Raw genomic sequence first — 22,817 nt, 5'->3', positions numbered from 1 at the left:
GCTACAGCGGCGTCCCGTAGACCCGGTGCGCCTCCCGGTGCCCGTACGTGGCCAGGGACCAGATCACCAGCACGTCGAGCCCGATGATCAGCACCGACCACACCGGGTAGTACGGCGTGAAGAAGAAGGTCTCCAGCGCGCTCAGCGTCGCGACGACGATGCCGACCACGCGCGCCCAGGTCCGCCCCCGGAACACGCTGAACGCGGCTGCCAGGACGATGATCCCGGAGACGAGCTGGATCCAGCCCCAGATGTTGATGCTGAAGTCGTACGCGTAGTCGTCCTGCGTCCGGTAGAAGTTGTGGTCGATGATCGCGGCGAGCCCGGTGATGATGTGGTACGAGCCGATGATGGCCATGATGCACACGGCGAACACCACACCGCCGATCGCGAGCGGCCGGACGCGGGCCTCCGGCGGCTGCGGCGGAGGCGCCTGCGACGGAGGCGCCTGCGACGGGGGCGCCTGCGCCCCGTACGGGTCCTGTCGCGGCCGGTGGGGAGGCTGTCCCGCCGACCCTGCCGATGTCTGCTCAGTCATGTCCCGACCTCCTCCTCGGGTGGCCCTCCTCGGGTGGCCGGAGCATCCCGCCCGCCCCGGGGCCGCCGGTTCACCCGCAGCGGATGAGACACGGCCAATACCGGCCGGACCGCCGTCACCCCCTTGAGGTGATGCCGTGCGCGGGGGCCCGGCGAGAATGGCGGGTGTCCCAGGCCGCCGCAGCCGGAGGTGCCAGATGGGCGGTGGGCAGGCGGGCGCGGAGCCCGAGCGGACGGGAACGCCCCCGGGCGCCGGTGACTTCGAGATCCGCATCCGGGGCCGGATCGGCGAGGCGCTGCGGACGGCCTTCGCCGAGCTGCGCGTGGTGCCGCGCCCCGCCGAGACGATCCTGTACGGCGCCGGGCTCGACCAGGCGGCGCTGTTCGGGATCCTGGACCGTATCCAGGCGCTCGGACTCGAACTGCTCGAAGTGCGGCGACTGCCCGCGACGGCGGGCCCGGGAGAGGGTGCGTGAGGACGAAACCGGACGAAGGGCCGTAAGACTCCTTCCGTTACGGGCACTTCCTCCCCCAAGGTGGTGGTGTACGCACCCGCTCACCCGGAGGTGAGGTCATGCCCGCGGTGCTGCCCGTCGTGCGCGCGAACCGGAGCCCCGCACGGCCGAAGAGGTTCCGGCGGGTGAGCGCCCTGCACGGGCGGCTGCGCGCGCTGGGCCGGGACGACAAGGCCGCGGACCGGGCCGTGACGGCCTGCGTGGTGTGGCTCGCCGACGTGCTCCTCGACATCGCGGACGAGGTGCCGGACCAGCACGCCGCGGCGGCCCTCAGGGACGAGGCGTCGGCCGCGCTGGCCTCGCTGTCCTGGCGCCGCCAAGGCCCCCGCGCGCCCGCGCCGCCGGCCCCGGCGCTGACCGAACGCGAGCTGATGGTGGCGCGGCGGCTCCAGGAGGACGCCTCGCTGCGGGAGATCGCGGACGAGCTGTTCGTCTCGTACAACACCGTCAAGACGCATGTCCGCGCGGTGTACTCCAAGCTCGGCGCGTGCTCCCGCGCGGACGCGGTGCGCCGGGCCAGGGAACTGCGGCTGCTGTGACGCGGGCCTGGGCCTTCGGACCGCCTTGAAGATCTCCCGGGCCGCTGTCAGGACAATCCGGCCCGCCGTCACAGCAGTTGGAGCTCGCGGGCCCGGCGGACCGCGGCCGAGCGGCGGGTGACGGCGAGCTTGCGGTAGACGCTCTTCAGGTGCGTCTTGACCGTGTTCACGGACAGGTACAGCTCCTGGGCGATCTCCTCCGTCGTCATCATCCGCGCGACGCAGGCCAGTACGTCCCGCTCCCGGGCGCTCAGCCGCTCGGCGACCACCGACGGCGCCGGGAACACGGTCTGTTCGGGGTGCGCGGCGACCGGCGGGCGCGGGCCGTGGAAGGCGCCGAGCGCGGCGGTGCAGGCCGGGCCCAGCGTCCGGGTCAGCCCCTGCGGCAGCCGGCAGCCGGCGATCACGGAGCTGATCGCCCGGGGCGAGGTCGTGCTCCGCTCCGCCGCCGTGGTCAGACCCGCGACCAGCGCGCCGACCTCGGCGACGAAGGGATCGGGCCGGGTGCGCAGCGCGGCGCGGGCCTGCCCCAGGTGGCGGCGGCTCAGCGCGGGTTCGCCGCGGGCGAGACCGACCCAGGCCCGTACGACGTGCAGCGGGGCCCTGGAGTGGTCGGCGGGGGTCCAGGCGGGCAGGGGCGGCTGCGCGGCGAGCGCGGCGAGTTCGTCGGCGGCGCGGAAACGGCCGCGCAGGGTTTCGAGGAGGGCGAGCTCGACGAGGCAGTCGCGGCGCAGGACGCCGTTCCCGGCGGCGCTCGCGGCCTTCAGGCCGCCGGTGAGGGAGGTCTCCGCGGTCTTGAGGCGGCCGTCGCGCAGTTCGCAGCGGCCGCGGATGGACAGCATCAGCGCCGGGATCTCGGGGTGTTCGGCGAGCGCCGCGCGCGGGAGCCGGGCGCAGAGCGGCTCGGCGGTGTCCGCGGCCGTCCTGGCGGCGGCGGGCGAGCGGGAGCGGTGCCGCTGCATGTCGAGGACGGCGTGGGCCAGGCCGCAGCGGGTGGCACGGTCGTCCTGGTCGGGGGGCAGTTCCCCGACCAGGTGTCCGGCGCGTTCGAGGAACGCGGCGCAGGCGGGCTCGTCGCCGCGGACGAGGGCCGCCGCCGCGGCCAGCAGGACCGGCTCGGGTTCGTCGGCGGCCAGGTCCTCGGGCAGGTCCCGGGTCAGTCCGTCCGGCAGCCGGGTACCGGCCAGGCCCAGTACCTGGCCGATCGCGAGCCGCCGGACGACCAGCCGCCCGGCCCGGCCGAAGTCCCCGGCCGCGAGCGAGTGCCGTACCGCGTCGGCGAGCGGGCCGTGCTCGCCCAGCCACGCGGCGGCCCTGCGGTGCAGTTCGGGCACGAGCCACGGCGACTCGTGGCGCAGGCACACCCGCAGTACGTCGCCGAACATCTGGTGGCACCGGTACCAGCCCTGCCCGACGGGCTGGAGGAAGGAGTTCTCCCGGGTCAGCGCCGCGAAGTGCAGGCCGGCCCGCTCGCCGGCGAGTTCCACGGCCAGTTCGGCGTTGACGTGCTCCAGGACGCTGGTGGTCAGCAGCAGCCTGCGCATGCCGGGCGGCTGGGCGTCGAGCACCTCCTCGACGAGGTAGCTGACCACCGCCTCGTCGTCACCGGCGAACTGGGCGACGAACCGCTCGGGGCTGGGCTGTTTCTCCATGGACATCGCGGCGAGCCTGAGCCCCGCGGCCCAGCCGTCGGCCCGCTTCCTCAGGGTGCTGACCACCTGGTGGGGCACCGCGATGCCGTGCTGGGCGAGCAGGGCCGCGGTCTCCCGGTCGTCGAAGGCCAGGTCGGCGGTGCGCAGTTCGGTGAGTTCCCCGGCGAGCCGGCTGCGGCGCAGGTGCAGCGGCGGGTCCCAGCGGGAGAGCACCACGAGCCGCAGGGCGGGGGCCGCGTGCCGCAGCAGTCCGATGACGCCCTCGGCGACCGGGGAGTCCGGCGGCGGCTGGAAGTCGTCCAGGACCAGCACGACGGGTTCACGGCGTTCGGCCAGCGCGGCGGCGAGGGCGGCGACGAGGAGTGGTGCATCGGAGGCGTCCGGTGTCCGGGGCAGTTCCACCCCGGCCTCGCGCAGCGCGCCGGTCACCCGGGTCCAGAACACGCCGGGCTGCTCGTGCCGGCCGTCGCAGGTCACCCAGGCGACCGGGCCCGCGGTGCGGCCGGTGCGCGCCCACTCGACGGCGAGCGCGGACTTGCCCGCGCCGACCGGTCCCACGACCACGGTCAGCGGCCCGAGGGTGCCGCGGGCGAGCCGGTCCGTCAGCCGCGGCCTGGGGATCAGCCACTTGGGCAGCGCGGGCACGCTCGTCCGGGGCGTGAGCACGGATCCCTCGGGTGCTCCCTCCTGCCATGCGTCCATGCCGTCCATGCGGGCACCTCGCTCCGGGAGCAGGGTGGTGCGGGCACAGACAAGTGTGGGAGGGAGGGGCGACGTTGGCCGCCGCAGCGGTCACCATCTCACCCGGGTGAAGTTGGTGAGTCCGTGTCCGGCGGCGCGCGGGCGCGCCGCCGGACACCCCCCGCCCCGCCGGTCACGGCGGCGTCACTCCCCCGGTGCCGGTGTCACTGCTTCGACAGGGCCTCGACCAGTTCGTCCTCGCGGTCCTTGGTCAGCGAGGTGCGCAGGACGGTGGGGTGGAAGGGGGCCAGCGCCTCGCGGACCCGGTCGGGGGTGGAGCGGCGTACCAGGGCGAAGACCGCGGCCCGGCCGGGTTCGAGGGTGGCCGCGATCTCCTTGACGAAGGAGTCGTTGATGCCGATGTCGGTGAGCTTGCCGGCGACGGCCCCGGTGGCCGCGCCGACGGCGGCGCCGAACACCGGCATCAGGAACAGCATCCCGAACAGCGTGCCCCACAGCGCTCCCCCGGCGGCACCGGTGGCCGCGGGGTTGTAGGACTGGCGTACGCGGATCTTGCCGTCCATGGTGCGCCAGGCCAGCGCCGCGTCCTCCAGGTCCAGCAGTTCCTGCTTGGACAGTTCCTTGGCCAGCCGCATCACGGCGTCGGCCTTGTCCTTGTCCGAGAATCCGAGCACGACGAGGTCTGCCATCGCCCATCTCCTAACGGGACTTGCCGGTGTTCCGGCGGGGTGAGGGTGGCGCGGCCGGTTCGCCCAGCCGCTGCGCCGCGGCGGCGAGGTCCGCGGCCACCGGTTCGAGCGCCTCCTCGGTGAGGAAGCCCTCCGCGACGGGCACGCCGCCCGCGTCACGGATCGCGCTGCGCAGATACGTCGCCCACACGTGTTCCAGCAGGATGAAGCCCGCCGAGGCACCGGGGTCCAGGTCCTCGGCCGTCTCCCTGATCTCGGTGGCGGTGAGCCCGAAGGCGTGGCCGCCGGCCAGGGACGGGGCCATCGCCTCGGCCGCGCGCAGCCGCTCACGGGGGATGCCGAGCAGGGCGGCGACGGTGTCGCCCATGCCCTCCGCCTGGAAGTCGAGGGCGAAGAGCTCCCCGTCGGGCTCCTTGCGCACGAAGAGCATGTCGAGGACGCGGATCTGGCCGTTCGCCTCGAGGATGCCGAGTTCTTCGACGATCCGTCCCTCGAACTTCGCGTCGGGCCCGAACTCGACGGCGAGCAGCTGGATGGGGCCGATCCTGACCATGGTGCCTCCCTTTCGACGTGACCGCCCCCATCCAGCCCCGCCGGACGGCGCACCGCGTCACCCGCCGGAGGTGAGGGGCGGCGGGGCCGTGCGGAGCGACGGTGGGCCGGGGAGGTGCGTGCGCCATGACTGCTGGGGATACGGCGGACGGGGCCCCGCCCGTGCGGGAGCCGGCCGCCGAGGCGGAGCTGGTCCGGCTGCGGGCGGAGGTCGAGGAGCTGCGCGACCGGGCCGGCACCGAGCGGCGCAGGCGGGCGCGGCTGCTGCTGGTGCGGCGGTCCTTCGCCGCGCTGCTGATCGCGCTGGCCGGTCTCCTCGCGGTGACCTCGGTCGTCGGGGTGTGGGGCGCGCGGACCTCGCTGGACACCGGGCGCTGGGTGGCCACGGTCGGCCCGCTGGCCGGCGACCGGGCGGTGAACGCGGCCGTCTCGCGCTATCTCGCGGACGAGATCTCGGGCCGGCTCGACCTGGAGCGGCGGCTGACCGAGGCGCTGCCGCCGCGGGCGAACTTCGCGGCGGGTCCGCTGGCCGACGCGGTGCACGACCGGCTGCGGCGGCGGATCGCCGAACTGATGCGCACGGAGCGGTTCCAGGAGCTGTGGCGCGAGGCGAACCGGATCGCGCACGCGCGGATCGTCGCCGTCCTGGAGAACCGCAGCGCCAACGTGCGAGTGCGCGGCGACACGGTCACCCTGAACCTGCTCCCGCTGGTCAACAACGTCCTGAGCGAACTGGAGGACCAGCTCCCCACCGTGCGCGGCAAGAGGATCGACCTGCCGCCCCTGAAGTCGGGCGCGATACCGCCGGGACTGCACGACCGGATCGAGAACGCGCTCGGGGTGTCCCTGCCCGCCGACTTCGCGCAGATCAAGCTGTACGACCGGCACGAGCTGGCGCAGTTGCAGCGGGCCGTCCTGACGTTCAAGCGGGCGCTTGCCGCGCTGCTCGTGGGCACGTTCGTGCTGCTCGTCCTGGCGCTGTGGATCTCCCCGGCCCGGCGCCGCACCCTGCTCCAGTTCGGGCTGTGGCTGGTGGTCGGCGTCACCGTGCTCGCGGCCGTGCTGCGCGCCGTGCGGGACCAGCTGCTGGCCGCCGTGGAGCCGGGCGTCTACCGCGAAGGGGTGCGCTCGGCGCTGTGGACCGTCTTCACCACGCTGCGCGAACGCGGCGACCAGCTCCTCTGGTTCGGTGCCGTGCTCGCCGTGCTCGCCTATCTGGTGGGTCCCGGGCGGCTGCCGGTGGCGCTGCGCCGGTACACCGTGCAGGGTGCCCGGGCGACCGGCCGCCTCGCCGCGCGCACCGGCCAGCGGCTGACCAAGGACAGCGGGTTCCAGCGGCTCGTCGCCCGGTGGGCCGACGTGCTGCGGATCGCGGGCGTCGTCGTCGCCGCCCTGGTCGCGCTGGCGCTGTCCTCCTGGACCGGGTTGCTGGTGACCGCCGCGGTACTGGCCGCGTACGAGGTCGCCGTCACGCTGGTGGCCCGCGGCGGCGCCTCACCCGCGGAAGGTGAAGCGGCGCCGGGCGGGTCCGCCGAGACTGGCGCCCCGGGTGGGCCCACCGCGAGGGGGAGCAGCCCCGGGTGAGCCCACCGCGAGGGGGAGCACATGAGCAAGCGGACGAGCGCCGGGCGGACCGGCCCGAGGGGGGACGAGAACGGGGGGTGGCGGCTGTGGGGGCCCTACTTGAGCGAACGGCAGTGGGGCACCGTCCGTGAGGACTACTCGCCGGGCGGCGACGCCTGGGCCGCCTTCCCGCACGACCACGCGCGCTCGCGCGCCTACCGCTGGGGCGAGGACGGCCTCGGCGGGATCTGCGACGAGAAGCAGCGGTTGTGCCTGGCGCTCGCCCTGTGGAACGGCCGCGACCCCATCCTCAAGGAGCGGGCGTTCGGCCTGACCAACGGCGAGGGCAACCACGGCGAGGACGTCAAGGAGTACTACTTCTACCTCGACTCCACGCCCAGCCACTCGTACCTGAAGTACCTGTACAAGTATCCGCAGGCCGAGTTCCCGTACCTGGACCTGGTGGCGGTCAACGGGGCCCGCGGGCGGCAGGACCTCGAGTACGAGCTGCTGGACACCGGGGTCTTCGACGACAGCCGCTACTACGACGTCACGGTGGAGTACGCCAAGGCCGCGGACGACGACGTACTGGTGCGGATCACCGTCGACAACCGGGGCCCGGACGAGGCGACCGTGCACGTGCTGCCCACGCTGTGGTTCCGCAACACCTGGTCGTGGCACGACGGGCGGGAGAAACCGCGGCTGAGCGCGGTCGAGGGCCCGCGCGGCACGGCCGCCGTCCGCGCCGTCCACCCCGAACTGGGCAGCTACGACCTGCGCTGCGGGGCCGCCGTGCCGCTGCTGTTCACCGAGAACGAGACGGACGCCGAGCGGCTGTACGGCACCCCGAACGCCTCCCCGTACGTCAAGGACGGCATCGGCCGGCACGTCGTCGACGGGGACTCGGGCACCGTCAACCCCGCGCAGGAGGGCACCAAGGCCGCCGCCCACTACGTGCTCACGCTGCCCGCGGGCGGCAGCGAGACGCTGCGGCTGCGGCTCGCGCCCACCGGTTCGTCGCTGTCGACGGCGGCCCGCGGCTTCGACGCCGTCTTCAGGGAGCGGATCGCCGAGGCGGACGCCTTCTACCGGGAGCTGACCCCCGGCGGGGCGAGCGAGGACGAGGCCCGGGTGATCCGCCAGGCGCTCGCCGGGATGCTCTGGTCGAAGCAGTACTACCTCTACGACCTGGAGACCTGGCTGGGCGAGCACGGCGTGGACCCGTGGAGCGCCCCGCGCGCGGGGGTGCGCAACCGCGAGTGGTTCCACATGACCTGCGACGACGTCGTCTCCATGCCGGACAAGTGGGAGTACCCCTGGTTCGCCGCCTGGGACCTCGCCTTCCACACCGTCGCCCTGTCGGCGGTGGACATCCCGCTGGCCAAGGAGCAGCTGGAGCTGCTGCTGCGCGACACCTATCTGCACCCCAACGGGCAGATCCCCGCGTACGAGTGGAACTTCGGGGACGTCAATCCGCCGGTGCACGCCTGGGCCGCGTACTTCGTCTACATGATGGAGAAGACCACCACCGGGCACGCGGACCGCGCGTTCCTCGAACGGGTCTTCCAGAAGCTGCTGACGAACTTCACCTGGTGGGTCAACCGCAAGGACCCCGACGGGCAGAACGTCTTCCAGGGCGGCTTCCTCGGCCTGGACAACATCGGCGTCTTCGACCGCAGCGCCCCGCTGCCCACCGGCGGCCGGCTCGAACAGGCCGACGGCACCGCGTGGATGGCCCTGTACTGCCAGTCCATGCTCCAGATCGCCGGCGAACTCCTCGAACACAGCCCCGTGTACGAGGAGCTGGTGCTGAAGTTCGTCGAGCACTACCTGTGGATCGCCGCCTCCCTGGACCGTCTCGGCAACCTCCCCGACGAGCTCTGGGACGAGGAGGACGGCTTCTTCTACGACGTCCTGCGCTTCCCCGACGGCCGGGCCGTCCGGCTGAAGGTCCGCTCCATGGTGGGCCTGCTGCCGCTGTGCGCGTCGACCGTCTTCCAGCCGGCGCAGGTGGCGCGGGTGCAGGGGCTGACCGAGCGGCTGCGCCGGTTCGCCGACCGGCACCCCTCGCTGGACATCTCGCTGGCCGCGGCGCAGGCGGGCGTCGCGGGCGGTCCCCGGCTGCTGTCGGTCCTCGACGAGAAGATGCTCGTCCGGGTCCTCGGGCACCTGCTGTCCGAGGACGAGTTCCTCGGCCCGTACGGCATCCGCGCGCTGTCCCGGTACCACGCCGAGCACCCGTACACGTTCTGGGTGGACGGCCAGGAGTACAGCGTCGGCTATCTGCCCGCCGAGTCGGACTCCGGGATGTTCGGCGGCAACTCCAACTGGCGGGGACCCGTCTGGTTCCCGATGAACGCCCTGGTCATCCGCGCACTGCTCAACCTGTACGGGTTCTACGGCGACGACCTGACCGTGGAGTGCCCGACCGGCTCCGGTGTGCGCAGGACCCTGTTCCAGGTCGCCGAGGAGATCTCCGGGCGGCTGGCCCGCATCTTCCTGCGCGACGCGGACGGACGCCGTCCGGTCTACGGCGGGCAGGAGATCTTCCAGAACGACCCGCACTGGCGTGATCTGATCCTGTTCCACGAGTACTTCCACGGCGACAACGGCGCCGGTATCGGCGCCGCCCACCAGACCGGCTGGACCGGCCTGGTCGCCGCCCTCATGCAGATCTTCGGCACGCTCGCGCCCCGCGACTTCCAGCCCGAGCGCGGCAAACCCGAGCGCACCAAACCCGAGCGGAGCAAATCCGAGCGGAGCAAATCCGAGCGGTCCAGGACGGAGACGCCATGACCAGGCTCCCGGGACAGCCCGTCGTGTACGAGGTCAACACCCGCGTCTGGCTGCACGAACTGCGCCACCGCGCCGGCCGCCCGCTCGGCCTCGGCGACGTGCCCAAGGAGGCGTGGGACGAGATCACTCCGTACGGCGTCGACGCGGTGTGGCTGATGGGCGTGTGGGAGCGCAGCCCCGAGGGCCGGGTCATCGCGCTGCGCGACGACACGCTGCGCGCCGCCTTCGCCCGCGCGGTGCCGGACATCGGCGTGGACGAGATCGCCGGTTCCCCGTACTGCGTACGGCGCTACGAGGTCGACGCCTCGCTCGGCGGGCCGGAGGGGCTGGCCGCGGCGCGCGCCGAACTCGACCGCCGGGGCATCGGCCTGCTGCTCGACTACGTGCCCAACCACGTCGCCCCGGACAGCCCCTGGGTGACGAACCACCCCGAGTACTTCGTGCAGGGCACCGCCGCCGAGGCCCGGCAGGACCCGGCCGCCTACCTGGACACCGGGGCGGCCGTACTGGCCCGGGGCCGCGACCCGTTCTTCCCGCCCTGGCCCGACGTGGTGCAGCTCAACGCCTTCGAGCCGAGGCTGCGCGCGGCGACCTCGGGCGTCCTGACCCGCATCGGCCGGGCCTGCGACGGGGTCCGCTGCGACATGGCGATGCTGCTGATGAACGACGTCTTCGCGCGGACCTGGGGGGAGCGGGCGGGCACTCCCCCGGCCGCCGAGTTCTGGCCCGCCGTCCTCGACGGCGTGCGCCGCGCCCACCCCGGCATGCTGTTCGTCGCCGAGGCGTACTGGGACCTCGAATGGGACCTCCAGCAGCAGGGCTTCGACTTCTGCTACGACAAACGCCTCTACGACCGGCTGCTGCACGAGAGCCCCGGGTCCGTCCATGAGCACCTGCGGGCGGGCGAGGACTACCAGCGACGTCTGGTGCGGTTCCTGGAGAACCACGACGAGCCGCGGGCCGCCGCCACGATGGAGCGGGCGAAGGAACGGGCGGCGGCCGTCGCGATCGCCACGCTGCCCGGGGCGACGCTGTGGCACGAGGGCCAGTTCACCGGCCGCCGCGTCCAGCTGCCCGTCTTCCTGGACCGGCGCCCGGACGAACCGCCGGACACCGGGCTGCGCGGCTTCCACGAACGGCTGCTGGCCGGCGTCCACCGCAGCGGCATGCGCACCGGCCGCTGGCAGCTGCTGGAGTGCACCGGCTGGCCGGACAACCCCACCCACCGCTCCCTGCTCGCCTGGTCCTGGTCGGGCCCCGCGGGCCAATTCCTCACGGTGGTGAACCTGTCCGGGCATCCGTCCCAGGCGCGGATCCGGCTCCCGTGGACCGGCAAACAGTCCGAACTGGGCGCCGAAGTCTGCGAGTTGAAGGGCGTCCTGAACGGCGACCGCTTCGAACGCCCGGTCGCGGAACTGACCGGCCCGGGGCTGTTCGTGGACCTGGGGGCGTGGGAGACGTACGTACTGTCCGTGGGAGCGGCGGGCGCAGCCTAACGGCCCTCGCTCCCGCCGGGTGGACGGTCCCCCGCCGTCCACCCGGCCCCGGTCAGCTCGCGGAACGCGGCCACCGCCGCCTCCAGCGTGGGGTAGAAGTGCCCGGGATCGATCGTCCGGGTCAGCTCGTAGCGCTCGATCTTCCGCCGTACCGGGTCCTTCAGCTCGGCGAAGACCAGGTGGACGCCCCGCTCGTTCAGCACCCGGTCAAGCTTCTCCAGTTCGTCGGCGGCGGTGGTGTCCACGTCCGTCACCGGCTCGGCCGCGATCAGCACCCAGCGCGGCGGCGGCTCGCTCCGGGCGAGCCGCGTCACCTCCTCGCGGAACGCCTTGGCGTTGGCGAAGAACAGCGGCCCGTCGAAGCGGTGGATCACCAGCCCCGGCAGGTGCTCGGCCTCCGGGTGGGAGCGCACGTCGTGGTAGCCCTCCAGTCCCGGCACCCGCCCGAGCACGGTGTTGTACGGCCACCAGGCCCGCCGGAACACATTGAGGATGGACAGGCCGACGGCGATCGCGATGCCGGGCAGCACACCGAGCAGGGCCACCCCGAGCAGCGCCGAGAGCGACAGCAGGAACTCCGCCCTGCTCTGGTGCCACAGGCGCCGCGTGCCCGCGAGATCGGCCAGCGAGAGGGAGGCCGTGACGACGACCGCGGCGAGCGCGGGCTGCGGCAGATTGCGGAACAGCCCCGGCAGCAGCACCAGCATGAGGACGATCAGCGCGGCCCCGACGACCCCGGTGAGCTGGGTTTTGGCGCCCGCCCGCTCCGCCACGGCCGTCCGTGACCCGCTGGTGCTGACGGGGAAGCCCTGGAACAGCCCGGCGGCCACGTTCGCGGCGCCGATCGCGGTCATCTCCTCGTTCCCGCGGACCTCCTGCCCCTGGCGCCCCGCGAACGCGGTGGCGTTGGAGATGGTGTCGGCGAGGGAGACCAGGGCGATGCCCAGCGCCCCGGCGAACAGCGGCGCGAGGTCGTCGAGCCGTACGTCGGGGACGGTCGGCGGCGGCAGGCCGCGCGGCAGTTCGCCGACCAGCGACACCCCGTGGTCGTCGAGGTCGAAGAGGGTGGTCGCGGCGATCGCGAGGACCACCATGACCAGGACCGCCGGCACCTTCGGCAGCCATCTCTGGAGCACCAGGATCAGGACGATCCCCGAGCCGCCGACGGCCACCGCGGCGGGCACCGCGCGCCCGTCGGCCAGACCGCCGACGAAGTCACCGAACTCGGCGAGCAGCCCCTCCGCCTCGACCTTGAACCCGAACAGCTTGGGCAGCTGCCCGACCAGGATGGTCAGCGCCAGGCCGTTCATGTAGCCGATCATCGTGGGCTTGGAGATGAGGTCGGCGACGAAGCCGAGGCGGGCGACACCGGCCAGGACCGTGATCGCCCCGACCATCAGCGACAGCATCGAGGCGAGTGCGACCGCCCGTGCGCTGTCCCCGCCGGCCGCCACCAGCGGCAGCACCGTCGCGGCGATCATCGGCCCGAGCGAGGAGTCGGGCCCGAGCACCAGGATCCGGGACGGGCCGAAGACGGCGTAGGCCAGCAGACAGAGCACGGACGTGTACAGGCCGGTGATCGCGGGCAGCCCCGCCAGCTCCGCGTACGCCATGCCCTGCGGCACCAGCAGCGTGGTGAGGACGATGCCCGCGACGAGGTCCTTGACGAGCCATTCCCGCCGGTAGGAGGCGAGGACCCGCAGCCCCGGCAGAGCGCGCAGGACCTGCTTGGCGTGACGTGGCATGCTGCTCCTCAGCCTGTCCTCGGCGCGTACGGGCTGTTCTTGGCGCGTACGGGCTGTCCTCGGCGCGTACGCGCCGGGCCGGTCGTTGCCGGTCGTCAGCCGCGCCGGGCGGCGTGGGGCGCCGCGTGCCGTCCGGACGGTTCCCGCCGTTCGCGGGCGAGGAACTTGCCGAGCTCCCACAGTGCCAGCAGCGCGAGCGGCGGCACCAGCGCCCAGCCGAACTGCCCGACGGTGAGCGGGACCGTCCCCAGCAGCCGGTTGAAGGCGTCCGTCTGCGTCGCGAGGACGGCGAGCGCGAACTCGCCCGCCATGGTCCAGTTGAGCTGCCTGCTGTCGAAGGTCGCCGTCGTCAGCACGGTGCCGGTCTCGCTGCGGCATTCGAGGGCGGCCACGATCAGACAGAACGCGAACGCCGTGAACGCGATCGACTGGCCGGTGCGGACGCTGTCGAAACGGGACTCGCCGAGCTGGATCAGCGACAGCAGCGCGACGGTGACGGCGAGCCCGGCGAGCCCGACGGTGAGCATCAGGCTCCGGGTCATGACGGGCTCCCCGCGCGGCCTGGGCCCGCGTTCCATCAGCCCCGGGCTGACGCGGTCGAAGCCGAGGGAGAAGCCGAAGGCCGCGTTGACGAAGAAGTGGATCCACAGCACCTGGGCGGGGTTGAACGGCTCCCCGCTCGCGATGTCGAACAGCGTCGCGCCGAGGAAGGTCAGCACGAACACGACGAGCAGGACCAGGACGAACCGGATGTACTTGGTGAGGTTGTCGTAGATCTTGCGGCCCTGCTCCACCGCGAAGACGATCGTGGCGAAGTTGTCGTCCGACAGGATCAGCCGGCCCGCGTTCTTGGCGACCTCCGTGCCGGAGCCCATGGCGATCCCGATGTCGGCGGCCTTGATGGCCGGGGCGTCGTTCACCCCGTCCCCGGTCATGGCCACCACGTCGCCCCGCTGCTTGAGGGTGTCGGCGAGCAGCACCTTGTGCTCGGGGGCGACCCGGCCGATCACACCGATGCCGTCGATACGGGCCAGCCGTTCCTTCTCCGGCAGGGCGGCGAAGTCGGAGCCGAGGATCGCCTCGCCCTCGATGCCGATCTGTTCGGCGACGGCGGCACCGGTGATGACGTCGTCCCCGGTCACCATGCGGACCCGGATACCGGCCGCCCGCGCGCCCGCCACCGCCGCCTTGGACTCCGCGCGCGGCGGGTCCTCCATCCCGACCAGGCTCGTCACCTCCAACTCGGTGACCAGCGCGAGCAGTTCACCGTCCGCGGCGAACTCGGCCGGGTCGAGGTCACGGGTGGCGGCGGCCATCACCCGGCGGCCCGCCCGCTCCATCCGCTCGAGCTGCCCGCGGGCCCGTTTGTCGAGGGCGGCGTCCCAGGGGATGCTCACCCCGCCCGACAGGGCGGTCCCGGCGCGCGCGAGGACCGCGGGCGCCGCCCCCTTCACGAAGCAGCGCACGACCGGCCTGCCGCGCGCGTCCTCGGCCGGGTGGAAGGTCGCCATCAGCTTGTACGCGGGGTCGAAGGGCAGCGTGGCCAGGCGGGGCAGCCGTTCGCGGGTGGCGTCGACGTCGATCCCGGCCTTGTGCCCGAGGACCAGCAGCGCGCCTTCGGTCGGGTCCCCCACCACCCGCCCGTCGACGAGCCGGGCGTCACTGGCGACCAGATACGGCAGGATCGCGTCCTCGATGTCGGGCGACCGCCCCGCGACGTGCTGGATCCGGCCCTCGAGCCCGTAACCGGAGCCGGAGACCGTGTAGCGGTCGAAGGCGTCGACCACCTCCACGACCGTCATCTGGTTCAGCGTCAGCGTGCCGGTCTTGTCGGAGTTGATCGCCGAGGTGAAGCCGAGGGTCTCCACCGACGGGAGGTCCTTGACGATGGCGTGCCGCCCGGCGAGGTCCAGACTGCCCAGCGAGAGGATCGTCTGCGTCACCGTGGGCAGCGCCTCGGGGATGGCCGCGATGGCCAGCGAGACGGCGCTCACGAACAGCGCGTCCCACGCCTCGCCGCGGCCGCGCCCGAGGACGAACATCACCACCATGGTCAGCCCGGCCGCCGCGGCGATCCACAGGGTCAGCCGGTCCAGCTCCCTGGTCAGCGGCGACTCCTCGCGCTTGGTGGCCGACAGCATCCCGGAGATCCGGCCCAGCTCGGTGCCGGACCCGATGGCCGTGACCAGCATGACCCCGCTGCCGTGCGTGACGGGCGTGTTCATGAACGCCATGTTGGTGCGGTCGCCGGGCGGCAGGTCCGCTCCCCGTACGATCCCGGTGTCCTTCGCGGCGGGGGTGCTCTCGCCGGTCAGCGCGGACTCGTCCACCTGGAGGGCGCTGGCCACGACGAGCCGGCCGTCGGCGGGCACGTCGTCCCCGGCGGCGACGAGCACGACGTCACCGACGACGACCTCTTCACCCGGTATCACGGACTCCGTCCCGCCGCGCCGTACCCGGGCGGTCGCCTTCATCATCGACTTGAGCGCGTTCATGGCGCTCTCGGCCTTGCCCTCCTGGCGCATGCCGATGACGGCGTTGATCACGGTCAGGACCAGCAGCAGCACCGCGGTGGCCCACTCCTGGATGGCGAGCGAGACGACGGCGGAGGCGACCAGGATGAGCTGCATGTAGCTGCCGTACTGGTCGAGCGCCCGCCGCCACAGGGGGCGCGGCCGTTCCTCGGGCAGCGCGTTGGGACCGTCACGGTCCAGCCGCCCGGCCGCCTCGGCGGGGCTCAGACCGGTGGCGGGGTCCACGCGGAGCGCGTGGGCGACGGCTTCGGGCGGCTGGGCGTACCAGGGGTGGGAGACAGCCGGACCGACGTCGTCCCGTTCCCCGGGCGCCGGTACTCCCGCGCCCCGCCGGCCGCCGTCGCGCCGGCCGTCCCCGCGCTCCTGTCCGCCCGGTCGGCCGTCGCTACGTGCCTCGCCGTCCCGTCCGTCTGCCGCTGCGGTCATCGTCCGTGCCTCCGGTCCCGTGCGGCCGCCGCCGGGGCGGCCTGGTGTGGCTCCGCCGGGTGCGGGGCCTGGTGCGGCTCCGCCCGGTGCGCGGGCTGGTGCGGCTCCGCCCGGTGCGGCTCACCGGCCGTCCGGCGCCTGGGCCTCCAGCTCCTTGCGGGCCAGGGCCAGTTCGTGCCGGGCCTGCTCGCCCACCTCCGGGTACTGGGGATCGATCCTGATCAGCGTGTCGGCGAGCACCGCGGCCGCGCAGGTCCGCGCGAACCACTTGCGGTCGGCCGGAATCACGTACCAGGGCGCCCAGCGGGTGCTGGTGGCCGACAGCATCCGGGAGAACGCCTGCTGGTAGTCGTCCCACCGGGCACGCTCGCGGGCGTCGGCGGCGGAGAATTTCCAGTTGCGCTCCGGTACGTCGATCCGCTTCAGGAAGCGCCGGCGCTGTTCCTCCCGGGACAGGTTCAGGAAGAGTTTCACGATCCGGAACCCGTTGTCGTGCAGGTAACGCTCCCACTGGTTGATCTCGCGGTAGCGCCTGCGCCACACGCCCTTGCGCTTCGCCGACGCCGGGAGCCGCTGGCGGTCGAGGTGCTCCGGGTGCACCCGTACGACCAGGACCTCCTCGTAGTGCGAGCGGTTGAAGATGCCGATCTCCCCGCGCCGGGGCAGCCGGCAGGCGTAGCGCCAGAGGTAGTCGTGGTCGAGCTCCTCGGCCGAGGGCACCTTGAAGTTCGCCACGTGCACGCCCTGCGGGTTGACGCCGGTCATGACGTGCCGGATGGTGCCGTCCTTGCCGCCGGCGTCCAGCGCCTGCAGACAGAGCAGCACCCCGTACGTGCCCTGGGCGGCTAGCCGCCGCTGGTAGTCGGCGAGGAGTTCGACGCCGGCCCGCAGCAGCTGCTGCCCCTCCTGCTTGCGGGAGACGCCCGCCTTGAAGGCGGGGTCGAAGTCCCGGACCAGGTTCACCTTCGAGCCCGGCTTCACCCGCAGCGGCGCGATGAAGCCGGCGATCCGCTCGGCCCGCCGGTCCCGCTCGGCACGCTCGTCGGCCATACGAGGAGTCCCTCCTTCTCGGCCCGGTGTCCCGCGTCGGCCCGGTGTCCCGCCCTCCGCGGCTGGTGTCCCGCCCTCCACGGCCCGCGGAGGGCGGGACACGGGAGGGCAGCCCCGCGGTCCGCCCCGGTCTCGGCCCTCCTAGGGCGTGTGGCGAAAGTCCCGCCTGCCGCGCGACGCCATGCAGGCCCTCTCGCCGCACCGGGCGAAAGCCCGAGTACGTCCAGTACGAGGGCTTCCGCCCGGCACGCCGAGAGCACGCACCTGACGCCGCGCGACCCGCCCTTCGGGCGAACGACGGGACTTTCGCAACACGCCCTAGTCCCAGATCGACTCGCGGTGCACCACGCACAGCGCCCAGATGACGACACCGGAGAACGCGATCACGGTGATCGACCAGGCCGGGTAGTACGGGATGGACAGGAAGTTCACCAGGATCACGAGCCCCGCGATGACCATCGCGGAGACCCTGGCCCAGGTGGCCATCGTGAACAGCCCGAGGCTCACGATCACGGCGACCACCCCGAAGCCGAGGTGGATCCAGCCCCAGCTCGTCAGGTCGAACTTGAAGACGTAGTTACGGGTGTCGACGAACACCTCGTCCTCGGCGATGCCCATGATGCCCCGGAAGATGGCGAGGGAGCCGACGAGGAAAAGCATCACCGCGGCGAACATCGTCAGACCGCTCGCGACGCCCTGTGTGGCTTCCGAGCGATGGTGCGGAGTGGTCGTGACCATGGCAGAGACCTCTCTCTCCGGCGCGGCTGCCGTGCGCAGCCCTGCGCTCCCGCAACTTGCTATGGGCCGGTGCCGGCCGTCGTCACCCTCCGGGGGTGACGACGGCCGGCGGCCGCCTCAGGAGGATGGCCGGGAACCGGCGGACCGTGAGGATGGCCGGGAACCGGCGGACCGTTCCGCGCCGCCCCGCTCGACGGCGGCGCCGAACCGGCGCCCGCCGGCCGCCCCGATCGGAGGCGAGTCGATGGCCGTGCCACCCAGCCCCGAGGTGCCACCCGCCCCCGGAGAAGACACAGGCGCCGCGGCCGACCCGGCCCACCCCCTGCGCCGCGTCCTGGTGCCGCTCGCGCTCGCCCAGTTCATCTGCAGCTTCGCCGGCTCCAACATGAACGTGATGATCACCGACATCAGCGAGGACCTGAACACCACCGTGCAGGGCGTACAGGTGGCCATCACCGTCTTCCTCCTGGTGATGGCGGCGCTGATGATCCCCGGCGGCAAGCTCACCGACCGCTGGGGCCGCAAGCGCTGCTTCGTGACCGGCCTCGTCGTGTACGGCGTCGGCGCGGTGCTCAGCGCGGCGGCCCCGGGCCTGGGCGTCCTCATCCTCGGCAACTCGATCCTGGAGGGCATCGGCACGGCCCTGCTGATTCCGCCCGTCTACATCCTCACCACCGTGCTCTTCACCGAAGTCACCTCCCGCGCCCGCGCGTTCGGGGCGATCATGGCGATGGCCGGCATCGGCGCCGCGGCCGGACCGCTGATCGGCGGACTGATCTCGTGGGGGATCAGCTGGCGGGCGGCGTTCGTCTTCCAGGCGCTGGTGATCGCGGCGATCGTGCTGCTCAGCCGCCACATCGAGGACCCCCTCCCACCGGACCCGGCCCGCGCCTTCGACACCGGCGGGGCGATCCTGTCCGCCGTCGGCCTGGTGCTGCTGGTGACGGGCATCCTCGCCGCCGACGACAACGGCTGGCTCGCGGCGGGCCTGCTCCTGCTCGGCGTACTGGTCCAGGCGGCCTTCTTCGGCTGGGCGCGCCACAAGGAGCGGTCCGGTGCCGAACCCCTGCTGTCCACGGCCCTGTTCCGCAACCGCACGTCCAACCTGGGCCTGCTCACCCAGCACGCCCAGTGGCTGATGCTCATGGGGGTGTCGTTCGTGGTGGCCGCGTACCTCCAGGTGGTGCGCGGGTACAACGCGATCGAGACCGGCCTGATCTTCACGACGGCCACGGTCGGTCTGCTCGTCACCTCCCTCGGCGCCGAGCGCCTCGCGAAGCGGCGCGCGCAACGGACCCTGGTCATGGCGGGTTTCGCCACCTCGGTCTGCGGCATCCTCGTCCTGCTCGCCCTGGCGGACCTCTCCCCCGGCCCCTGGGCCGCCACGCCGGGGCTGCTCCTGATCGGCCTGGGCGTCGGCCTGATGCTGACCCCGTCCGTGAACGTGGTGCAGTCGGCCTTCCCGGAGGAACAGCAGGGCGAGATCTCCGGCCTGTCCCGCAGCGTCTCCAACCTCGGCTCCTCGGTGGGTACGGCCCTGGCCGGCACGATCCTGCTCGCCGCCCCCGCCTTCGGCCCGTACGCGGCCGCACTCGTCGTACTGGCGGCGGTGAGCGTGGGCGGCCTGGTGGCGGCGGCCCTGCTGCCGGGCCGGCGCCCGGAGCCGACGGAAGCGGAGTCGGCCGCCCCTGGTGTCCGCACCACCCGCGACGGGTGATGCGGCACAGCGTCTCAAGGCCCTGCGCTTCTCAATGCCCTGCACTCTCAAGGCCCTGCACTCTCAAGGCCCTGCACTCTCAAGGCCCTGCACTCTCAAGGCCCTGCACTCTCAAGGCCCTGCTCCGGTCGTCCGGTCGTCATCGCCAGTCGTAGTGAACGGCGCTGGCGAGCAGCAGGTCCTGGACCGAGGCGTCGCGGCGGCTGAGCGGTACCCAGAGCAGCCCGAGCGGGAAGGCGACGCACAGGGCGGCCCGCAGCAGGGCGCGGGCGACGCCGAGCGGCCGTCCCGTACGGCCGGTGACGCGCAGCCCCAGGAGCCGGTTGCCGACGGTGTACCCGGCGGTGGCCCAGCCGCCCGCGAGATAGAGCACGGCGAGGGCCCACCCGTAGACGCCCGTGAGCCAGGCGGGGTAGTCGGGGAACCGGAACGGCGGCCCGCTCACGATCAGCCGCACGCAGCCGACCCCGCCGTGCACCAGGACACCGGCCCCGGCGACCACGAGCGCGTCGACGGCACCGGCGAGGGCACGGGAGACGATCCCGGCGGTACCACCGCGGTACGCCTCGCGCGGCGCGGACCCGGACGCTGCTGACCTCACGTCGGACCGGCACCGGAGCCGGCACCGGTACCGATACCTCGGTCGTCCGCCACGGGACCGGCGCCGTCGCCCCGGGCCGGTCCCGTCCGGTGCAACAGCCGGTCTCCCGTCCGGTGCAACAGCCGGTCGGCGACGCGGTTCACCATACGGTCGCCGTTCATGCTCCGCAGGCGGAAGGCGTCGACGGTCTCACCGGCCATACCGCCACCGGTCTCCCGGACGATCCGCCCGAGATCGATGTCCCGCAGCACCTGCCGGGTGATCCCGGTGAGGTCGATCCGGGCGATGATCGCGTCGATGTCGACCCGGTCGGCGATGCCGTTGACGTCGACGCGCCGGGCGACACGGGCGACGTCGACACGGTCGGCGACCCGGTTCACGTCGACGCGGTCGGCGACCCCGTTCACGTCGACGCGGTCGGCGATGCGGTCGACGTCGACGCGCTCCGCGACCCGGTTCACGTCGACGCGGGAGACGAGCTCATCGAGATCGAGCCGGTCGACGACGGCGGCGGACACGGTACGGACCACGGTGTCCACGGCGGCGGACACGGTACGGATCACGGCGTCGACGGCGCCGGTGAGCAACCCTCGCGCGTACCGCACCGGCCGCACCACGACGGCATCCACGGGGCCGAGGGCCCGCCACCCGGTCATTTTCCCAACAGACCAGGGCTCGTGACCCACGACATCATCCGTGGCGGGTGAGCGCCCTCAGGAGCCTTCAGGAGCCCGGGACCCTCAGGAGCCCTCAGGAGCCCTCAGGAGAACAGCGCCTCCAGATCGGGCTTCTTGTCGCCGAAGAGACCGTCTTCCTCCCCCAGCCGGGCCAGTTTCTCCAGGGAGGGCATGTCGACCTCGGCCGGCCAGTCGGGCAGCGTGAGCTTCTGCTGCACGTCTCCGCTGATCTTCGTATAGGAGCCGAGGACGCGGCGGGCCTCGTCCGGATGGCTGGAGGCATAGCGAAGTGACTCACGCATGGCGTCGGAAAAGTCCTTCACCAGCTCGGGGTTCTGCTTCTGCTGCCGGGTGGAGGTGAAGTAGGTCGCCACGGTGAGCTTCGGGTCCGTCTCGGCGAAGGGAGAGGCGATGACGCGGGCGCCCTGGGGCTTGGCGACGGTCATCGCGGGCTCGCCCATCCAGGCGGCGTCCACCCGCCCGCCGGCCAGCGCGGCCGGCATCTGGTCGAAGGGCATCTCCACGAACTCCACCTCGGAGGGATCACCGCCGTCCTGGCGCACCGACTCGCGCACGGTGGTGTCGCCGATGTTCTGGAGGGCGTTCACCGCGACCGTGTGCCCGGCGAGATCCGCGGCGGACTTGATGGAGCTGTCCTTCTTGACGGCGACGCCGGTGACGTCGCCGCCGATCTTCCCGTTGGACGCCGCCCCGTTGGCGACGGACTTCACGGGCACGCCCTTGACCTGGGCGATCATCAACGAGGTCGTATTGCTGAACCCGAGCTGGAACTGCCCGCTCACCACACCGGTGATGATCGCGGCACCCCCCTGCGCGCTGACCATCTCCAGCTCGATCCCCCGGTCCTCGAAGAACCCCTGCTTCTGCCCGAGATAGAGCGGAGCGACGTCGACGATGGGAATGATCCCGACCTTCACGCGGGTGGTGCCGCCGCCTCCGCCGGAGGACGAGGAGCCGGCCTCGCCGGAGCCGGACGACGCCCCGCACCCGGCGGTAGCGCTCGCCCCGACGACCGTGACGAACACCGCGAGAAGTCGAGCGAGTCGAGCGATACGTCCAAGGCTGAGTCTGTGCAGGGGCTGTAGGGCCTGCATGGGCTGCATGGCCTGCGTGGGCTGCATGGGCCGCTCCTGAGGGTCACGTGGCGCTCAGGTTGTGCACTTCGCTGACGGCGGTAATGTACCGGCCCACCTTCGCACTGTCAGTACTCCTGGCATGGGGCGGCGGCGGCGGCCGGTTCGGGCACGGTGTCCACCAGGCTCTCGGCCATCCGCCGAGCGGGTCCGGCGGTGACGTCCGCGACGGCGCGGAACACGCCTTGGGCGGACCGGGCGGGCCAGTCGCCGGGAAGATGCCGGAGAGGCAGCCGGGGATCGGTACGTATGACATCGAGCCACTCGGTAACGAGCCGCAGCCGGACCACGATCGCATCGCCGGCCCCCTCCCCTCGGCCGGCACAGGCACCCCACCGCTGCCCGAACCCGGTATACCGCGCGGCGATACCGTCCAGATCCCAGCTCTCCCGCACCATGGCCGCGATGTCGGTGGCGTCGGCCGCGCGGGCGTGGAAGACCTTGGCGTGCCCGGTGAGCCCGAGGCCGGCGAGGATGCCGCCGACCTCGATCTCACCCGGGGCGATCCACAGCCCGCTGTAGAGCGGCCCGAACCCGGACCAGAGCAGCCGCGAGCGCAGCGAGTGCCGCTGCCGCTGCCAGGCCTCGGGCAACGAGAACCCGAGCAGCGTCCAGGTCCCGTCCCAGTCCGCGTTGACGGCGTCCTCGTCCCAGATCCGCCGCCGCCCCTCGGCAAGCACCCGCCTGGCCTGCGCGGTCAGCCCGAAGTACACTCTCCGCCCCTGCCGCTGCCGCAGCAGCAGCCCCCGCTTCACCATCCGACTCAACGTGGACCGCACAGCCTGCTCCCCGACCCCGGCCCGCCCGAGCACATCGATGATGCTCCCGGAGTACACACAACGGTGGCCGGCGTCGAGCACGTGGTTGCCGAAGAAGGCGAGAACCAGGGACTGGGGCCGGTGTTGAGGCACCCGCGGCCCCACGGGGCGCGCCTGCGTGTCGGTCACACGGGCCAGCGTACGGCGACCCACGACAGCGTCAGCGGGCCAGCACTTTACATGCCAAAAGCAGCAAGTTATCCATGTTTGGACTGTGGACGACCGTACAAAATCTTGCGAGACCTGATCACTTCCTTCTGGATCGCTGTACGATCCCCTCCGGATAGTGCGCGATCGATCACAGCAATGGGATGGA

The 22,817-nt window shown here is 72.6% G+C and carries 18 protein-coding genes; 6 read left to right on the top strand and 12 right to left on the bottom strand.

Annotation, left to right across the window (positions count from 1 at the left end; translation table 11 throughout):
* Position 1 precedes the first annotated feature (1 nt).
* A complete protein-coding gene (locus tag ACFV6E_RS26105) occupies positions 2-538 on the bottom strand; it encodes a hypothetical protein (RefSeq protein ID WP_385464964.1) in 537 nt (178 codons plus the stop codon).
* A 196-nt stretch (positions 539-734) separates the two neighbouring features.
* Between ACFV6E_RS26105 and ACFV6E_RS26100 the strand changes: the two genes are divergently transcribed.
* Together ACFV6E_RS26100 and ACFV6E_RS26095 are read left to right on the top strand one after the other, a co-directional pair.
* Complete coding sequence (locus ACFV6E_RS26100; protein WP_385163596.1) at positions 735-1,013, top strand: hypothetical protein; 279 nt, start codon at positions 735-737, stop codon at positions 1,011-1,013.
* A 98-nt stretch (positions 1,014-1,111) separates the two neighbouring features.
* Complete coding sequence (locus ACFV6E_RS26095; RefSeq protein WP_385163598.1) at positions 1,112-1,591, top strand: response regulator transcription factor; 480 nt, start codon at positions 1,112-1,114, stop codon at positions 1,589-1,591.
* 68 nt (positions 1,592-1,659) lie between these two features.
* On the opposite strand, the gene ACFV6E_RS26090 is transcribed toward ACFV6E_RS26095, so the two are convergent.
* The 3 genes from ACFV6E_RS26090 to ACFV6E_RS26080 all read right to left on the bottom strand — a co-directional run bounded on the left by ACFV6E_RS26090 (position 1,660) and on the right by ACFV6E_RS26080 (position 5,187).
* Entirely contained in the window at positions 1,660-3,945 is a 2,286-nt protein-coding gene (locus ACFV6E_RS26090) for a LuxR C-terminal-related transcriptional regulator (protein ID WP_385464991.1), read from the bottom strand.
* Between the two features lie 203 nt (positions 3,946-4,148).
* Positions 4,149-4,634, bottom strand: coding sequence for a DUF1269 domain-containing protein (locus ACFV6E_RS26085; protein WP_385166985.1), 486 nt, complete (start codon positions 4,632-4,634; stop codon positions 4,149-4,151).
* A 10-nt stretch (positions 4,635-4,644) separates the two neighbouring features.
* Positions 4,645-5,187 (bottom strand): DUF1269 domain-containing protein, encoded by a 543-nt coding sequence (locus ACFV6E_RS26080; RefSeq protein ID WP_385166984.1) that lies wholly within the window; start codon positions 5,185-5,187, stop codon positions 4,645-4,647.
* Between the two features lie 125 nt (positions 5,188-5,312).
* Here ACFV6E_RS26080 and ACFV6E_RS26075 point away from each other — a divergent pair, with 125 nt between their 5' ends.
* The 3 genes from ACFV6E_RS26075 to ACFV6E_RS26065 are packed head-to-tail and all read left to right on the top strand — an operon-like array spanning position 5,313 to position 11,041.
* Positions 5,313-6,770 (top strand): hypothetical protein, encoded by a 1,458-nt coding sequence (locus tag ACFV6E_RS26075; RefSeq protein ID WP_385464961.1) that lies wholly within the window; start codon positions 5,313-5,315, stop codon positions 6,768-6,770.
* Positions 6,771-6,791: 21 nt separating this feature from the next.
* Positions 6,792-9,545, top strand: a complete 2,754-nt coding sequence (locus ACFV6E_RS26070) for a glucosidase (RefSeq protein WP_385166981.1) — start codon at positions 6,792-6,794, stop codon at positions 9,543-9,545.
* Positions 9,542-11,041 carry an alpha-amylase gene (locus ACFV6E_RS26065; RefSeq protein WP_385464958.1) on the top strand — a complete coding sequence of 500 codons (1,500 nt, stop codon included), beginning with the start codon at positions 9,542-9,544 and terminating at the stop codon, positions 11,039-11,041. The genes ACFV6E_RS26070 and ACFV6E_RS26065 overlap by 4 nt, the downstream gene beginning before the upstream one ends.
* Here the strand turns inward: ACFV6E_RS26065 and ACFV6E_RS26060 are convergent.
* The 4 genes from ACFV6E_RS26060 to ACFV6E_RS26045 all read right to left on the bottom strand — a co-directional run bounded on the left by ACFV6E_RS26060 (position 11,038) and on the right by ACFV6E_RS26045 (position 17,534).
* Positions 11,038-12,786 carry a SulP family inorganic anion transporter gene (locus tag ACFV6E_RS26060; protein ID WP_385464955.1) on the bottom strand — a complete coding sequence of 583 codons (1,749 nt, stop codon included), beginning with the start codon at positions 12,784-12,786 and terminating at the stop codon, positions 11,038-11,040. The two genes, ACFV6E_RS26065 and ACFV6E_RS26060, sit on opposite strands and share 4 nt — an antisense overlap.
* A 95-nt stretch (positions 12,787-12,881) precedes the next feature.
* Positions 12,882-15,746 (bottom strand): cation-translocating P-type ATPase, encoded by a 2,865-nt coding sequence (locus tag ACFV6E_RS26055; protein WP_385464952.1) that lies wholly within the window; start codon positions 15,744-15,746, stop codon positions 12,882-12,884.
* Positions 15,747-15,866: 120 nt separating this feature from the next.
* A complete protein-coding gene (locus ACFV6E_RS26050; protein ID WP_385166976.1) occupies positions 15,867-16,796 on the bottom strand; it encodes a polyphosphate kinase 2 family protein in 930 nt (309 codons plus the stop codon).
* Between the two features lie 318 nt (positions 16,797-17,114).
* Positions 17,115-17,534: a hypothetical protein gene (locus tag ACFV6E_RS26045; RefSeq protein WP_385166975.1), complete on the bottom strand. Its 420-nt coding sequence runs from the start codon at positions 17,532-17,534 to the stop codon at positions 17,115-17,117.
* Between the two features lie 244 nt (positions 17,535-17,778).
* Between ACFV6E_RS26045 and ACFV6E_RS26040 the strand changes: the two genes are divergently transcribed.
* Positions 17,779-19,251, top strand: coding sequence for an MFS transporter (locus ACFV6E_RS26040; RefSeq protein WP_385166973.1), 1,473 nt, complete (start codon positions 17,779-17,781; stop codon positions 19,249-19,251).
* Between the two features lie 139 nt (positions 19,252-19,390).
* Here ACFV6E_RS26040 and ACFV6E_RS26035 read toward each other — a convergent pair whose 3' ends face one another.
* From ACFV6E_RS26035 to ACFV6E_RS26020, 4 genes are all read right to left on the bottom strand, one after another.
* Positions 19,391-19,852, bottom strand: a complete 462-nt coding sequence (locus ACFV6E_RS26035) for an RDD family protein (protein ID WP_385166971.1) — start codon at positions 19,850-19,852, stop codon at positions 19,391-19,393.
* Entirely contained in the window at positions 19,849-20,508 is a 660-nt protein-coding gene (locus ACFV6E_RS26030; RefSeq protein ID WP_385464949.1) for a hypothetical protein, read from the bottom strand. The genes ACFV6E_RS26035 and ACFV6E_RS26030 overlap by 4 nt, the downstream gene beginning before the upstream one ends.
* Positions 20,509-20,612: 104 nt before the next feature.
* The gene (locus ACFV6E_RS26025) at positions 20,613-21,644 is read right to left on the bottom strand and encodes an ABC transporter substrate-binding protein (RefSeq protein ID WP_385166990.1); all 1,032 of its coding nucleotides are present in this window, start codon (positions 21,642-21,644) and stop codon (positions 20,613-20,615) included.
* 107 nt (positions 21,645-21,751) lie between these two features.
* Entirely contained in the window at positions 21,752-22,630 is an 879-nt protein-coding gene (locus ACFV6E_RS26020) for a PaaX family transcriptional regulator C-terminal domain-containing protein (protein ID WP_385464946.1), read from the bottom strand.
* Between the last annotated feature and the right edge of the window lie 187 nt (positions 22,631-22,817).

Origin of the sequence: Streptomyces sp. NPDC059785 (assembly GCF_042732375.1) — a bacterium.
Taxonomy (GTDB): Bacteria; Actinomycetota; Actinomycetes; order Streptomycetales; family Streptomycetaceae; genus Streptomyces.
This window is presented reverse-complemented; position numbering and strand designations above follow the sequence as displayed.

Coding starts and splice junctions, on each gene's coding strand:
- ACFV6E_RS26105 (WP_385464964.1), bottom strand. CDS start 538: ATGACTGAGCAGACATCGGCAGGGTCGGCGGGACAGCCTCCCCACCGG.
- ACFV6E_RS26100 (WP_385163596.1), top strand. CDS start 735: ATGGGCGGTGGGCAGGCGGGCGCGGAGCCCGAGCGGACGGGAACGCCC.
- ACFV6E_RS26095 (WP_385163598.1), top strand. CDS start 1,112: ATGCCCGCGGTGCTGCCCGTCGTGCGCGCGAACCGGAGCCCCGCACGG.
- ACFV6E_RS26090 (WP_385464991.1), bottom strand. CDS start 3,945: ATGGACGCATGGCAGGAGGGAGCACCCGAGGGATCCGTGCTCACGCCC.
- ACFV6E_RS26085 (WP_385166985.1), bottom strand. CDS start 4,634: ATGGCAGACCTCGTCGTGCTCGGATTCTCGGACAAGGACAAGGCCGAC.
- ACFV6E_RS26080 (WP_385166984.1), bottom strand. CDS start 5,187: ATGGTCAGGATCGGCCCCATCCAGCTGCTCGCCGTCGAGTTCGGGCCC.
- ACFV6E_RS26075 (WP_385464961.1), top strand. CDS start 5,313: ATGACTGCTGGGGATACGGCGGACGGGGCCCCGCCCGTGCGGGAGCCG.
- ACFV6E_RS26070 (WP_385166981.1), top strand. CDS start 6,792: ATGAGCAAGCGGACGAGCGCCGGGCGGACCGGCCCGAGGGGGGACGAG.
- ACFV6E_RS26065 (WP_385464958.1), top strand. CDS start 9,542: ATGACCAGGCTCCCGGGACAGCCCGTCGTGTACGAGGTCAACACCCGC.
- ACFV6E_RS26060 (WP_385464955.1), bottom strand. CDS start 12,786: ATGCCACGTCACGCCAAGCAGGTCCTGCGCGCTCTGCCGGGGCTGCGG.
- ACFV6E_RS26055 (WP_385464952.1), bottom strand. CDS start 15,746: ATGACCGCAGCGGCAGACGGACGGGACGGCGAGGCACGTAGCGACGGC.
- ACFV6E_RS26050 (WP_385166976.1), bottom strand. CDS start 16,796: ATGGCCGACGAGCGTGCCGAGCGGGACCGGCGGGCCGAGCGGATCGCC.
- ACFV6E_RS26045 (WP_385166975.1), bottom strand. CDS start 17,534: ATGGTCACGACCACTCCGCACCATCGCTCGGAAGCCACACAGGGCGTC.
- ACFV6E_RS26040 (WP_385166973.1), top strand. CDS start 17,779: ATGGCCGTGCCACCCAGCCCCGAGGTGCCACCCGCCCCCGGAGAAGAC.
- ACFV6E_RS26030 (WP_385464949.1), bottom strand. CDS start 20,508: ATGACCGGGTGGCGGGCCCTCGGCCCCGTGGATGCCGTCGTGGTGCGG.
- ACFV6E_RS26025 (WP_385166990.1), bottom strand. CDS start 21,644: ATGCAGGCCCTACAGCCCCTGCACAGACTCAGCCTTGGACGTATCGCT.